The sequence below is a fragment of the Pseudarthrobacter sp. WHRI 8279 genome (genome assembly GCF_040224115.2).
In the GTDB taxonomy this organism is placed as follows: Bacteria; Actinomycetota; Actinomycetes; order Actinomycetales; family Micrococcaceae; genus Arthrobacter.
On the sequence record NZ_CP168162.1, the window covers coordinates 1,010,376 to 1,024,110 of the forward strand.

The window sequence follows — 13,735 nt, forward strand, 5'->3', positions numbered from 1 at the left end:
AGTACCCGGAAGTGGTGGTCGCCTGATCAACTAACTATCCACAACGGAGCCCCTACTACATGACCATCACCTCCACCGAGAAGCCCGGTACCCCCGTAGTCGCCATTAACGACATCGGTACCGCTGAGGACTTCCTCGCAGCTGTCGACGCCACCATCAAGTACTTCAACGACGGAGACCTCGTCGAAGGTACCGTCGTCAAGGTCGACCGCGATGAAGTCCTGCTCGACATCGGTTACAAGACCGAAGGTGTCATCCCCTCCCGTGAGCTGTCCATCAAGCACGACGTTGATCCCGGAGACGTCGTCTCCGTTGGCGATCAGGTCGAAGCCCTGGTGCTCACCAAGGAAGACAAAGAAGGCCGCCTGATCCTCTCCAAGAAGCGCGCTCAGTACGAGCGTGCCTGGGGCGACATCGAGAAGGTCAAGGAAGAAGACGGTGTTGTCACCGGTACCGTCATCGAGGTCGTCAAGGGTGGTCTTATCCTCGACATCGGCCTGCGCGGCTTCCTGCCCGCATCCCTCGTCGAGATGCGCCGTGTGCGCGACCTGGCTCCGTACATCGGCCAGCAGATCGAAGCCAAGATCATCGAGCTGGACAAGAACCGCAACAACGTTGTCCTCTCCCGCCGTGCATGGCTCGAGCAGACCCAGTCCGAGGTCCGCTCCACGTTCCTCAACAAGCTGGAAAAGGGCCAGGTCCGTCCCGGCGTCGTTTCCTCCATCGTCAACTTCGGTGCCTTCGTGGACCTGGGCGGCGTAGACGGCCTGGTCCACGTTTCCGAGCTGTCCTGGAAGCACATCGACCACCCGTCCGAGGTTGTCGAGGTTGGCCAGGAAGTCACCGTCGAGGTTCTCGAGGTGGACCTGGACCGCGAGCGTGTTTCCCTGTCGCTCAAGGCTACGCAGGAAGATCCGTGGCAGACCTTCGCCCGCACCCACGCCCTCGGCCAGGTTGTTCCGGGTAAGGTCACCAAGCTCGTTCCGTTCGGTGCGTTCGTCCGCGTCGAAGACGGCATCGAAGGCCTGGTCCACATCTCCGAGCTGGCCGTCCGCCACGTGGAGCTGGCCGAGCAGGTTGTCTCCGTTGGCGACGAGCTGTTCGTCAAGGTCATCGACATCGACCTGGAACGCCGCCGCATCTCGCTGTCCCTCAAGCAGGCCAACGAGGGCGTCGACGCCGACAGCACCGAATTCGATCCGGCTCTGTACGGCATGGCCGCAGAGTACGACGAAGAGGGCAACTACAAGTACCCGGAGGGCTTCGATCCCGAGTCCAACGAGTGGCTTGAAGGCTACGAGAACCAGCGCGCCGCCTGGGAGCAGCAGTACGCTGACGCCCAGACCCGCTGGGAAGCCCACAAGAAGCAGGTTGCCCAGCACGCTGCCGACGACGCTGCAGCTGCAACGTCCGGTGACAGCGATTCCGGCACCACCAGCTACTCCTCGGAGCCGGCTGCTGAGTCCAACACCGGTGCAGGCACGCTTGCATCCGACGAGGCCCTCGCTGCCCTGCGCGAGAAGCTGACCGGCAACTAATTGCCGACGGCCCGGTTTTCCGGGCCAACGCAACAGACCCCCTGCCCACAGGCAGGGGGTCTGTTGCGTTAACGCAGCTGCACCAACCGTCAGCCGCGCGTGGCTGAGCGCGGCTTAAAGGTCGACGACGGCGCGGACCGTCCCGTCGTCGTCGTGCGTCAGGACGGCCCCGGCGGAGGCCAGGAGGTGCTGGGCACCGAGGTTGGCCGCCAGGGTTCGGGCTGTGACCCGGGAAAGCCCTGCCCTTCGTGCCTCCTCCAGCACCAGGCGCAATGCGGCGCCGCCAACGCCCCGGGACCGGAAGCTTCGGCCAAGCCAGATGCCCGTATCGGCCACCGCGCCGCCAGGTCCGGATTCGGCGGTGCCGGATGTGATGCGGCGCAGCCTGATGGAACCGGCCAGGCTGCCATCGGCGAGGATTCCCCACGTCTTCTCCCCGGCCTCCCCACCGAGGCCATGCGCTGCAGCCCGGTGGTAGCCCAGGAACCAGGCGGTCCGTTCCAGGTTCCACCCCGGCCCGCCCAGCGGTGGAGCCACCTCATCGGGGGAAGCATCCCGCTTTGCGAGGGCGAGGAGGTTGTCCAGGACCGCCTCATCCACGTCCACCAGGGACACCTCAGGGGAGCGGGACATCCACCCACTCCGTTCCCGCGGCCACCAGCGTGGCACCACCGGCCGTCAGTAACTGCACGCGCTCCGCGGCGTCCGCGATTGCGCCGGCGTCATCCGGGATGGCCACCTGCAAAACGGTGTGCCGCGCTCCGTAGCTGGTGCCCGCCATGGCCAGCCCTGCGGCCCGCAGGTCGTTCTCGAGCTTCCCCGCCGCGGCGTGCGGCACCTCCACCGAGCAGATCCGGAGGCGGCTGCGGCGCACCAGCGGCGCCAGGGACAGCGCCGATGACACCGATTCGGAGTACGCCCGCACCAGTCCGCCCGCCCCGAGCAGGACACCGCCAAAGTAACGAACGACGACGGCGCTGACGTCACTGAGGTCGGCCGCCCCGGGCGTCGTCTCCCGCTTGGCCAAGGCTTCCAGCATGGGAACACCCGCTGTCCCGGACGGTTCGCCGTCGTCATTGGAACGCTGGATGCCCCGGTCGGGTCCGATGATGAATGCCGAGCAATGGTGGCGGGCGTCATGGAACTCGCGGCGGAGTCCGGCCACCAGGTCCCGCGCCGCGTCCTCGCTGTCTGCCCGGCGCAGCACCGTGATGAACCGGGAACGCTTGATCTCCAGCTCGTTGCGGAAGTCGGAGCCCGGCGCCAGCGTGGTGTAACTGGTGGCCCTGCTCTCTTCCCCTTGCACCCGCTCAAGTCTAGGCCCAGGGCGCGTTCAAAGGATTAAGGCCCGGTTAAGGGCCAGCGGGATTCTTGGAACACCAGGAGTTGGGTCGGCAGAGGAATCACTGGCAGCATCCAGCGGAAAGGTTTAGAGACGCACCTTGCCTCCGGCCATGGGCGCGGCGGGTGGGATTAGTGTGGTGGAGTGCTGAAGATCGGGTTGACGGGTGGAATCGCCTCAGGGAAGTCCGTAGTCGCTTCGCGGCTGAGCGAACGCGGTGCGGTGCTGGTGGACGCGGACGCCTTGGCCCGCGATGTGGTGGAACCGGGCACCGAGGGCCTGGACCGCATCGTTGCCGGGTTCGGCAGGGATGTCCTGGACACTGCCGGGCGGCTTGACCGCCCCAAACTCGGCGCCGTGGTGTTTGGAAGCCCTGAGCGGCTCGCGGTGCTTAACGGCATCGTCCACCCCCTGGTCCGTGCACGGGCCGCAGCCATTGTGGCTGCCGCGGCCGATGACGCCGTTGTGGTGCAGGACATCCCGCTGCTGGTGGAAACGGGCCAGGGCAGCGACTTCCACTTGGTGCTGGTGGTGGACGCCCCGGACGGGATGAGGCTGCAGCGGATGCTGGAGCACCGCGGCATGACGGAGGAGGCTGCACGCTCCCGCATGGCCGCGCAGGCAACGCGGGAGGAACGGCTGGCAGCGGCGGACGTGGTCCTCGACAACTCGGGCAGCATTACGGACCTGTTGGGCCACGTGGACCGGCTGTGGGAGGAGCGCCTGGAACCCTTCGCCCGGAACCTCTCGGCGGGACGGCGGGCAGAGCGGCCCGGGGGACCGGAACTTCTGCCCTCCCAGCCGGCATGGCCCCGCGATGCGCGGCGGCTGATGGACCGTATAACCAAAGCCCTGGCCGCAGGGCATCATGATGCCGTGCTTGGGCTGGACCACATCGGCTCCACCTCCGTCCCCGGGCTGCCAGCCAAGGACGTCATCGACCTCCAGTTGGCCGTGCCGGACCTGGAAGCAGCCGACGCGCTGGCCCCTGCCCTGGCCGCTGCAGGTTTCCCGGCGGTCCCGGGAAGCACTGCCGATACTCCGAAGCCCACCCATCCGCGGCCTGAGGACTGGCAAAAGCGGTTCCACGCGAATGCCGATCCAGGGCGGGCGGTGAACCTTCACGTCAGGGCCGCCGGCTCGGCCGGATGGCGGTTCGCCCTCTGCTTCCGGGACTGGCTGAGGGCCAATCCGGAGGCGCTGAAGCTCTACTCGGAGCACAAAGCGGAACTGGCGGGACGGTTCACCGGTTCTTTGGACACAAGGGCATATGCGGAAGCCAAGGAGCCGTGGTTTACCGATGTCGCGTGGCCGCAGATGTCCGCCTGGGCGGATGCAACCGGGTGGGTGCCGCCGTCCTACGGTTCCTGAAGCACCTCCAAGGGCCTGGGCTTGTTCGCCTGTAACGGACTTCGCCGCCCCGTGTCGGTGCCCGGTTGTAGATTAGATCCATGAGCCTTGCGCAGGATATCAACCGTGTTGTAGCACCCTTCGAGGTCATCAGCGAGTTCAAACCGGCGGGGGACCAGCCCGCTGCCATCGCCGAACTGACGGAGCGCATCAGGAACGGCGAAAAGGACGTTGTGCTGCTCGGCGCCACCGGAACCGGTAAGAGCGCCACCACGGCCTGGCTGATCGAACAGGTCCAGCGGCCCACCCTGGTGATGGTCCAGAACAAGACCCTCGCCGCCCAGCTGGCCAACGAATTCCGCGAACTGCTGCCCAACAACGCGGTGGAGTACTTCGTCTCCTATTACGACTACTACCAGCCGGAAGCGTACGTGGCGCAGACCGATACCTTCATTGAGAAGGACTCTTCCATCAATGAGGAAGTCGAGAGGCTCCGCCACTCCGCCACCAACGCCCTGCTGACCCGCCGGGACGTGATTGTGGTGGCAACGGTGTCCTGCATCTACGGCCTGGGCACGCCGGAAGAATACATCGCAGGTATGGTCACCCTCCGCAAGGGCGCTGAGATGAACCGGGACGACCTCCTCCGGAAGTTCGTCTCCATGCAGTACGCCCGCAACGATATGGACTTCCACCGGGGTACGTTCCGGGTCCGCGGGGACACCGTGGAGATCATCCCGATGTACGAGGAGCTGGCCATCCGGATCGAGTTCTTCGGCGACGAGATCGAGAACATCCAGACGCTCCACCCGCTCACCGGTGAGGTGATCCGGGACGAAGAGGAAATGTACGTCTTCCCCGCTTCCCATTACGTGGCCGGGCCGGAGCGCATGGCCAGGGCCATCAAGCGCATTGAGGACGAGCTCGCCGACAGGCTCAAGGTGCTCGAAGGCCAGAACAAACTCGTGGAAGCCCAGCGCCTCCGCATGCGGACCAACTATGACCTGGAAATGATGCAGCAGATGGGTTTCTGCAACGGCATCGAGAACTATTCCTCGCACATTGACGGCCGCGCCCCGGGAACAGCCCCGCACTGCCTCCTTGACTACTTCCCGGACGACTTCCTGCTGGTAGTCGATGAATCCCACGTGACCATCCCGCAGATCGGCGCGATGTATGAGGGCGACATGTCCCGCAAGCGGAACCTGGTGGACTTCGGCTTCCGCCTGCCCTCAGCCATGGACAACAGGCCGCTGAAGTGGGACGAGTTCCTGCAGCGCATCGGCCAGACCGTGTACCTGTCCGCCACGCCCGGCAAGTACGAGCTCGGCAAGGCGGACGGGTTCGTGCAGCAGATCATCCGGCCTACCGGGCTTATCGACCCAGAGGTGGTGGTCAAGCCCACCAAGGGCCAAATCGATGACCTGCTGGGAGAGATCAAGACGCGAACCGCCAAGGATGAGCGCATCCTTGTCACCACCCTGACCAAGCGGATGGCGGAGGACCTCACCGACTACCTCCTGGGCCATGGCATCAAGGTGGAGTACCTGCACTCCGATGTGGACACCCTGCGTCGCGTTGAGCTGCTGCGCGAACTCCGGATGGGCAAATTCGACGTCCTGGTGGGCATCAACCTGCTTCGAGAGGGCCTGGACCTGCCGGAGGTGTCGCTTGTCAGCATCCTGGACGCCGACAAGGAAGGCTTCCTGCGCTCCTCAACGTCGCTGATCCAGACCATCGGCCGTGCAGCCCGTAACGTGTCGGGTCAGGTGCACATGTACGCTGACCGCATCACGGACTCCATGGCGCATGCCATCGACGAGACCAACCGGCGCCGCGCCATCCAGGTGGCCTACAACACCGAGCACGGCGTGGACCCGCAGCCGCTGCGGAAGAAGATCGCGGACATCACGGACCAGCTGGCCAAAGAAGACGCCGACACCCAGGAGCTGCTCAACAACAACAGGCTCGCCAAGGGCGGCAAGCGGAAGTCTGCTGCGAAGGGTGCCGCGCAGGTGCGTTCCGACGGCCTGGCAGCAGCCCCGGCCGAGGACCTCGTGGGGCTGATCGAACAGTTGACGGAGCAGATGCACGGTGCTGCCGCCGAACTGCAGTTCGAAGTTGCGGCCAGGATCAGGGACGAAGTCAGCGAGCTGAAGAAGGAGCTGCGCCAGATGCAGGCGGCGGGGCACGCCTGACACAAAGGTCAAAGGGACGGGCCGCCTGGAGGACTGCGGTACAGTTAACGTCACGTAGGGGAGTATCCCGAGCGCTACGATCGTCAACACGCAGGGCATAGTTGCCCGGCCGGGCGTAGCGGGCCGCCATTCCAGCACCAAGTGCACAGGCAGGCCGGAGAGACTTACACCGCATCTCTGTACCCTGCGAAAGGCTACCCTGTGCTCGAATTGCCCGTGTGGTTCGAAGTCGGCTCACTTGTCGTCCTCGGCCTGATCCTCCTGATCGACCTTCTCTTGGTGGTCCGGCGCCCCCATGAACCTTCCATGAAGGAAGCCGGACTCTGGGTAGCGTTTTACGTCAGCCTCGCCCTGGTGTTCGCCGGGGCCATGTTTGCCTTCACCGGCCCTGAATACGGCGGCCAGTTCGTCGCCGGCTGGGTGACGGAATACAGCCTCAGCATCGACAACCTGTTTGTCTTCATCATCATCATGGCCCGCTTCTCCGTGCCCCGGAAGTACCAGCAGGAAGTGCTGATGGTGGGCATCATCATCGCCCTGATCCTGCGCGGCATCTTCATCCTGCTCGGCGCCATCGTGATCGAGCAGTTCAGCTGGGTGTTCTACATCTTCGGCGCGTTCCTGCTGTGGACTGCCTGGAAGCAGGCCCAGGACGAGGGCGAAGACGAAGAAGACCGGGAAAACCCGCTCATCGCCAAGATCCGCAAGGTCATCCCCATGTCGGAGAAGTTCGACGGCGGCAAGCTGCGCACCACCGTGGACGGCAAGAAGGTCTTCACCCCGATGCTGATCGTGTTCATCACCATCGGCCTCACTGACCTGCTGTTCGCCGTCGACTCCATCCCCGCAATCTTCGGCCTCACCCAGAGCCCGTTCATCGTGTTCACGGCCAACCTCTTTGCATTGATGGGCCTGCGCCAGCTGTACTTCCTGCTGGGTGGCCTGATGAACCGCCTGATCTACCTGAAGCACGCACTGTCCTTCATCCTGGCCTTCATCGGCGTCAAGCTCGTCCTGCACGCCATGCACGTGAACGAACTGCCGTTCATCAACGGCGGCCAGCACATCGAATGGGCTCCCGAGATCCCCACGTTCGTGTCCCTGGCGGTCATCGTTGGCACCATTGTGATCGCCGTGATCGCCAGCCTGATCAGTTCCAAGGCCAAGGAATCGCACCTTGACCCCCGCCTCGAAGAGGACATCCGGAAGAGCCACAGCGACGCCGAGTAGTCTCACCTCCAGGTTCCATCGGGCAATCCCGGCCGCAGTGCGGCCGGGATTGCCTGCTTAAACCAGCCCTGCTGCCCGGTCCGGCGGGGACTATGCTCGGTTGCATGGGTCCAATCCTGCTGACAGAACAAGGGGTGCGCCACGTGCAGCGGCGCACCGTGGCGCTGCTGGGCACGGCCCAGGTCTTTGGCGGCATTGGTACCGGCGCCACGGTGTCCATCGGGTCGATCCTCGCAGTCGAACTGTCAGGCTCCAGCGCCTGGGCGGGTGCCGTAGCCACGGTCATGACCCTCGGCGCCGCGCTGGCAGCACTGCCTCTTGCCGCCCTGGCAGATCGCCGGGGACGCCGGATCGGCCAGGTTGCCGGTCTGTCCGCGGCCCTGGCGGGGGCGGCCTTGATGGTGCTCGCGGTGGTGTCCGGTCTCTTCGTCCTGCTGGTGCTGGGGGCAGCAGGCATCGGAGTGGGCAGCGCGGCCAGCCTGCAGGCGCGCTTCGCCGCAGTGGACCTTGCCGAACCGGAGCACCGTGGGCTGGCGCTGTCTACGGTCGTATGGGCAGTGACCATCGGCGCCGTCGCCGGACCCAACCTGATCCAGCCAGGCAGTCTAGTGGGCCAGGCGCTGAGCCTTCCGCCCGTGGCGGGGCCCTTCGTGATTTCCGGTGCCGGGCTGCTCCTGGCCGCCGTCCTGCTCTTTGTTGGGCTCCGGCCGGATCCCTTGCTGCTCGCCAGGGAACTCGCCTCCCGGCAAGTGGGCGAGGACCCGCGGGCAGCCCAGGACGCCCAGGCCTCGCAGGACATGCACGCTGTTGAGCCGCTGGCGGCGCCGGGGGTGGACGGCCGTGCAGGTACCGGCCCTGCCGGGCAGGCACTGCACGACGGCGGCACGCTGGCCCGCGGCATGCGCGCCATCCGCGGCTCCCGGACTGCGCTCCTTGCCGTGGCGGCCGTCGTCGGAGCTCACGCTGTCATGGTCGGCGTGATGTCCATGACGCCCCTGCACCTGCAGGAGCTGGTGGAGGGGCCCGGCGCCAGCCACGCAGGCCATACGGCATCCGGCGACGTACTGGTGGTCATCGGATTCACCATCTCGCTGCACATTGCCGGGATGTTCGCCCTGTCGCCGGTGATGGGGTGGCTGACGGACAAGGCAGGCAGGGCCCAGACCATCATGATCGGGTTCAGCCTGCTCATAGCCGCCGTGGCTGTCGCCGGGTTCGGCCAGGCCTCCACTGCAGCCGTGGCGGTGGGCTTGGTCCTGTTGGGCCTGGGCTGGTCCGCGGCCACCGTATCCGGCTCCACGCTGCTGGCCGAAAGCGTCGGGCAGGAGTCCCGGGTTGCGGTCCAGGGCGTGTCCGACATGCTCATGGGTGCTGCCGGCGCCGTGGGCGGGGCAGTGTCCGGCCTGGTCCTCAGCTGGATCGGTTACCTGGGACTTAACCTCCTTGGCGGTGCGGTGGGCGCAGCAGTCCTGGCCGCGGCATTCCTGACCATCGTGGCCGCACGGCGGCAGTCAGCGGCCGCCTGACCGCGCCATGCCCAGGAGCCGGGCGAAGATCCCTTCCCCGTCGTCGGCAATACCGTCGTGGTGGAAGTCCGCGGACTCCCACACCTGCAGCCCGCGCACGGCGGATGCCGTCTCCAGGGACAGCTTCCGGTCCACATAGATATCGTCCGAGTAGACGGCGGCGGCCACCGGAACGGTGTTGGCTGCCAACTGCTCGCGGTCGTAGAGCGGTTTCCAGTCCTCTTTGGCGGCGAGCAGGTCAGCCACCTCCCGGAGGGGCCGGAGTGCCGGGTCCTGCTCGAAGTACCACGGATAGACCATTTCGCCGGTCAGCAGCAGCGGCTCCGCGTCCGGCCTGAACTCGGGATACTCGTCAAGGACTCGCCAGGCCGCCCAGCCGGTGGCCTGCCCCTGGCCGTAGATTGACTCGTGCATCAGCGCGTAGAGCGGGTTTGACCGGCGCGACACAATGCCCTGCACCTGGTCCAGGAAGGCGTCGGAAAGCCGTGGTCCTCCGGCGGTTTCCGTGAAGGCGTCCTCCAGGAGGTGGTGCAGGCTGTCCACCCTGGTGTTCCCGCCCAGGAAAGCACCCACCATCTGGAAGCGCTCCACGGTGAGCGGGCCGCCGTCGGGCAGGAACTCCGCGGTGCGCTGCAGGTGGCGGGCAATCCGCTCAACAGTGGCCCGGTCCTCCGGGTACCAGTCGAAGTACTCGGCGTTCCGGGCGGCCACGCGCTGGAACGTTGCGCGGTAGACATCGTCGGCCGGACCGGCCAGGGGCCCAAGGCCGCCGGTGACCAGCACTTCCCGGAGGCCCTCCGGGGCAAAGGACAGGTAGGTGAGGGCACAGAAGCCCCCGTAGCTCTGCCCGTAGACCGTCCACGGGCCCGATTCAAGGGCTTCCCGGATCAACTCGGCGTCTGCCACGATCGAATCGGCGCGGAAGTGTTCCAGGTAGGCGGCCTGGTCTGCAGCCGGGCCGCGAAGCGGAAGCGTGTTCCGGTCTACGGGCGCGGAGAGTCCGGTGCCCCGCTGGTCCAGCATCAGGATCCGGAAGTCCTTGGCGGCCGCCTTGCTCCAGCCTCCCAGGGAGCTGAACCGGTTGCCCCGCCCGCCCGGGCCGCCCTGGAGGTACAGCAGCCACGGAAGCTCCGCGGCCTGTTCCTCTGAATATGCTGCCGAGACGTACTCGCGGGCAAAAACCGTAATGGTTTCGGCGTCGGGGGAGTCGCTGAAGTGGTCGAGCGGCACCGTGAAGACATGCTCTGCGGTGCGCATGCCACGGAACGCGTGCCGGGCCCTGACCTCGTGCTGTACCCGTGCGGCGGGGCGGGCCGGGGCCGGCGTCCTTGCGTCAGCCATTGGCGCGGGCCGGGACGGCGCTGCCGAACTGTTCAAGCGCCTCGCCGGTCAGCCGGAACGTGGACCAGCCGTCCATGGGCCGGGCGCCAAGGCTGCGGTAGAAATTGATGGACGGCTCGTTCCAGTCAAGGACGCTCCACTCCACCCTGGCGTATCCGTTGTCCACCGCGGTGGCGGCCAGGTGCTGGAGCAGCGCCTTTCCGTGCCCTTCCCCCCGGGCCTCAGGACTGACGTAAAGGTCCTCCAGGTAGATGCCATGCACACCTTCCCAGGTGGAATAGTTCAGGAACCACAAGGCGAAACCCTGGACTTCCCCTGCCGCATTCTCCGCCATGGCTGCGAACACGCGCGGGTTCTCACCGAACAGCACCTCCTGGAGCATTTCCGGAGTGTTCCGGACCGCGTCCGGTTCCTTCTCGTAGTGCGCCAGTTCGTGGATCATTCGTAGGATTGCGGGAACGTCTTGCCGGTTGGCGGGGCGGATTACACTCATTGTTCGAGCTTACCGCCGGTCAGCGTCCAGCTGTTTGACCGCCCTCTCGCTGGACGGCCCAGTCGTTGGACCGCCCAGCCGTTGGACGGCTCAGAGCCGGTTGACCTCTGTCACCCTGATCACGGCGGTCCCGGTCTCGTCCGAGGCGGCGAGGTCAACCTCGGCGGAAATTCCCCAGTCGTGGTGGCCGGCGGGATCGTCGAAGATCTGCCGTACCTTCCACCGGTCCCGGTCCTCGGTGATCATGAGCAGTGCCGGTCCGCGGGCGTCCGGCCCGGTGCCGATGTCATCGTGTTCGTCGAAGTAGTCGTCCAGGGCGTCTTCCCAGCGCTCGGAGCTCCAGCCTGCCGCGCCGTCGAGGTCGCCCAGCGCTGCTGCGTCCTCGTCAGCGAAGAGTTCCACGCGGCGGAACATCTCGTTGCGGACCATCACGCGGAAGGCCCGGATGTTGGACGTGAGCGACGGCGGAGGCGGCGGGGGAGCGTCATGCGGGGTGGGCGCCAGGCCGGAGGCAAGTTCCTCCCATTCGTCCAGGAGGCTGGAATCCACCTGGCGGACCAGTTCGCCCAGCCACGCGACGAGGTCCTCCAGGTCCTCGCGGAGCATGTCCTGCGGCACGGTCTGGCGGAGGGCCTTGAAGGCATCCGCGAGGTAGCGCAGCACGATTCCCTCCGAACGGGCCAGCCCGTAGAACTGGACGAACTCCCCAAAGTTCATGGCGCGCTCGTACATGTCCCGGACCACCGACTTGGGCGCCAGCTCAAAGTCGCCCACCCAAGGCGCGGCCTTCCGGTACACCTCGAAAGCTTCGCCGAGGATTTCCGCCAGGGGCTGGGGGTAGGTGACGTCGTCCAGCATGGCCATCCGCTGGTCGTAGTCGATGCCGTCCGCCTTCATGGCTGCCACCGCTTCGCCGCGGGCCTTCTTCTGCTGCGCGGAGAGGATCTGGCGCGGTTTCTCCAGCGTCGCCTCGATCACGGACACCACGTCCAGGGCGTACGACGGCGACTCCGGGTCCAGCAGTTCCAGTGCGGCGAGCGCGAAGGGGGACAGCGGCTGGTTCAGTGCGAAGTTCGGCTGGAGGTGGACAGTCAGCCGGACTGTGCGGCCATCGGGTCCCTGCTCGTGGGCGGGGATTCGCTCCACGACTTCCGCCGCGAGCAGCTCCCGGTAAATGCCCAGTGCCTTCTTCATGAGCTGCAGCTGGGAGGACCGGGGCTCGTGGTTTTCGGTCAACAGGCGCCGGGCAGCGGCAAACGGGTCGCCGGGCCGTTCCATCAGGTTCATCAGCATTGCGTGGGTTACGGTGAAACTGGACGTCAACGGGTCCGGCGCCGACTCCACGAGCCGCTTGAACGTCGGTTCGCCCCAGCTCACAAAGCCCTCCGGCGGCTTCTTCTTGACCACCTGGCGCAGCTTCTTTTGGTCGTCACCGAACTTGGCGACAGCCTTGGCCATGGCCTTCACGTTCTCGGTCACGTGCTCAGGAGCCTGCACCACTACTGTTCCGGCGGTGTCGTAACCGGCCCGGCCGGCCCTGCCCGCAATCTGGTGAAACTCACGGGAGTTCAGCAGCCGGGTGCGGACGCCGTCGTACTTGCTCAGGGCCGTCAGCAGGACGGTGCGGATGGGCACGTTGATGCCCACCCCGAGTGTGTCGGTGCCGCAGATGACTTTGAGCAGCCCCGCCTGGGCGAGTTGCTCCACCAGCCGGCGGTACTTCGGCAGCATGCCTGCGTGATGCACGCCGATGCCGTGCCGGACCAGCCGGTTCAGCGTCTTGCCGAAGCCGGCCGCGAAGCGGAAGTTCGCGATGAGCTCGGCGATCCTGTCCTTTTCTTTGCGGGTGCAGACGTTGATGCTCATCAGGGTCTGCGCGCGGTCAATCGCTTCGATCTGGCTGAAGTGCACCACATACACGGGCACCTGTTTGGTGGAGAGCAGCTCCTCCAGGGTCTCGTGGACCGGCGTCTCGTGGTAGTAGTAATGCAGCGGAATGGGCCGCTCTGCCGAGCTAACGGTGGTGGTGGGCCGCCCGGTCAGGTGCGTCAGGCCTTCCTCGAAGCGGCTGACGTCACCGAGCGTGGCGGACATGAGGAGGAACTGTGCCTGCGGCAGCTCCAGCAGCGGCACCTGCCAGGCCCAGCCGCGCTGCGGGTCGGAGTAGAAATGGAACTCGTCCATGATGACGGTGCCCAGTTCTGCGGCAGCCCCTTCGCGAAGGGCGCTGTTGGCCAGGATCTCCGCCGTGCAGCAAATGATGGGCGCATCCTGGTTGACGCCGGAATCGCCCGTTATCATCCCCACGTTCTCCGCACCGAAAATGTCACACAGGGCAAAAAACTTCTCGGAGACCAGCGCCTTAATGGGGGCGGTGTAGTAACTCCGGCGCCCCTGTGCCATGGCCTGGAAATGCGCTGCGATGGCCACCAGGGATTTCCCGGACCCGGTGGGTGTGGCCAGGATGACGTTGGCCCCGGTTGCCAGCTCCATGATCGCCTCGTCCTGCGCGGGGTACAGGGCCAGCCCCCGGCTTTCTGTCCACTCCACAAAGCGGGTGTAGAGGTCATCGGGGTCGACGCCGGCAGGCAGGCTGGGGGCGGAAAGTTCGGTCAGCTGATCAACGAGTTTCATTGATTTCCAGCTTAGTGCCCGGCCGGGCCGGTGATTCCGCCGCGCCCGGGTTAGGCTTCGCCAGTAAACGAGACGGTATCAAG

Annotated in this window: 10 protein-coding genes; 5 read left to right on the forward strand and 5 right to left on the reverse strand. The window is 65.9% G+C overall.

The genetic code is table 11. The features are described from left to right. The first annotated feature begins 59 nt into the window (after positions 1-59). Positions 60-1,538, forward strand: a complete 1,479-nt coding sequence (gene rpsA / locus ABRP28_RS04495; protein WP_188808985.1) for a 30S ribosomal protein S1 — start codon at positions 60-62, stop codon at positions 1,536-1,538. 114 nt (positions 1,539-1,652) lie between these two features. Here the strand turns inward: rpsA and ABRP28_RS04500 are convergent, their stop codons facing one another. Next, on the reverse strand, positions 1,653-2,171 hold the full coding sequence (locus tag ABRP28_RS04500) for a GNAT family N-acetyltransferase (RefSeq protein WP_350002361.1): 519 nt from the start codon (positions 2,169-2,171) through the stop codon (positions 1,653-1,655). Beyond that, on the reverse strand, positions 2,155-2,844 hold the full coding sequence (locus tag ABRP28_RS04505) for a YigZ family protein (protein ID WP_350002362.1): 690 nt from the start codon (positions 2,842-2,844) through the stop codon (positions 2,155-2,157). Before ABRP28_RS04505 ends, ABRP28_RS04500 begins: the two co-directional genes overlap by 17 nt. A gap of 180 nt (positions 2,845-3,024) precedes the next feature. Between ABRP28_RS04505 and coaE the strand changes: the two genes are divergently transcribed. The 4 genes from coaE to ABRP28_RS04525 all read left to right on the forward strand — a co-directional run bounded on the left by coaE (position 3,025) and on the right by ABRP28_RS04525 (position 9,184). Continuing rightward, positions 3,025-4,251, forward strand: coding sequence for a dephospho-CoA kinase (gene coaE / locus ABRP28_RS04510; protein WP_350002363.1), 1,227 nt, complete (start codon positions 3,025-3,027; stop codon positions 4,249-4,251). Positions 4,252-4,331: 80 nt separating this feature from the next. Further along, complete coding sequence (uvrB, locus tag ABRP28_RS04515) at positions 4,332-6,428, forward strand: excinuclease ABC subunit UvrB (protein ID WP_350002364.1); 2,097 nt, start codon at positions 4,332-4,334, stop codon at positions 6,426-6,428. Positions 6,429-6,629: 201 nt separating this feature from the next. Further along, positions 6,630-7,658 (forward strand): TerC family protein, encoded by a 1,029-nt coding sequence (locus tag ABRP28_RS04520; protein WP_350002365.1) that lies wholly within the window; start codon positions 6,630-6,632, stop codon positions 7,656-7,658. 104 nt (positions 7,659-7,762) lie between these two features. Continuing rightward, positions 7,763-9,184 carry an MFS transporter gene (locus tag ABRP28_RS04525; RefSeq protein WP_350002366.1) on the forward strand — a complete coding sequence of 474 codons (1,422 nt, stop codon included), beginning with the start codon at positions 7,763-7,765 and terminating at the stop codon, positions 9,182-9,184. On the opposite strand, the gene ABRP28_RS04530 is transcribed toward ABRP28_RS04525, so the two are convergent. From ABRP28_RS04530 to ABRP28_RS04540, 3 genes are all read right to left on the reverse strand, one after another. Beyond that, complete coding sequence (locus ABRP28_RS04530) at positions 9,170-10,525, reverse strand: alpha/beta fold hydrolase (RefSeq protein WP_350002367.1); 1,356 nt, start codon at positions 10,523-10,525, stop codon at positions 9,170-9,172. The two genes, ABRP28_RS04525 and ABRP28_RS04530, sit on opposite strands and share 15 nt — an antisense overlap. Next, positions 10,518-11,018 (reverse strand): GNAT family N-acetyltransferase, encoded by a 501-nt coding sequence (locus ABRP28_RS04535; RefSeq protein ID WP_350002368.1) that lies wholly within the window; start codon positions 11,016-11,018, stop codon positions 10,518-10,520. Before ABRP28_RS04535 ends, ABRP28_RS04530 begins: the two co-directional genes overlap by 8 nt. 90 nt (positions 11,019-11,108) lie before the next feature. Beyond that, positions 11,109-13,652 (reverse strand): DUF3516 domain-containing protein, encoded by a 2,544-nt coding sequence (locus tag ABRP28_RS04540; RefSeq protein ID WP_350002369.1) that lies wholly within the window; start codon positions 13,650-13,652, stop codon positions 11,109-11,111. Between the last annotated feature and the right edge of the window lie 83 nt (positions 13,653-13,735).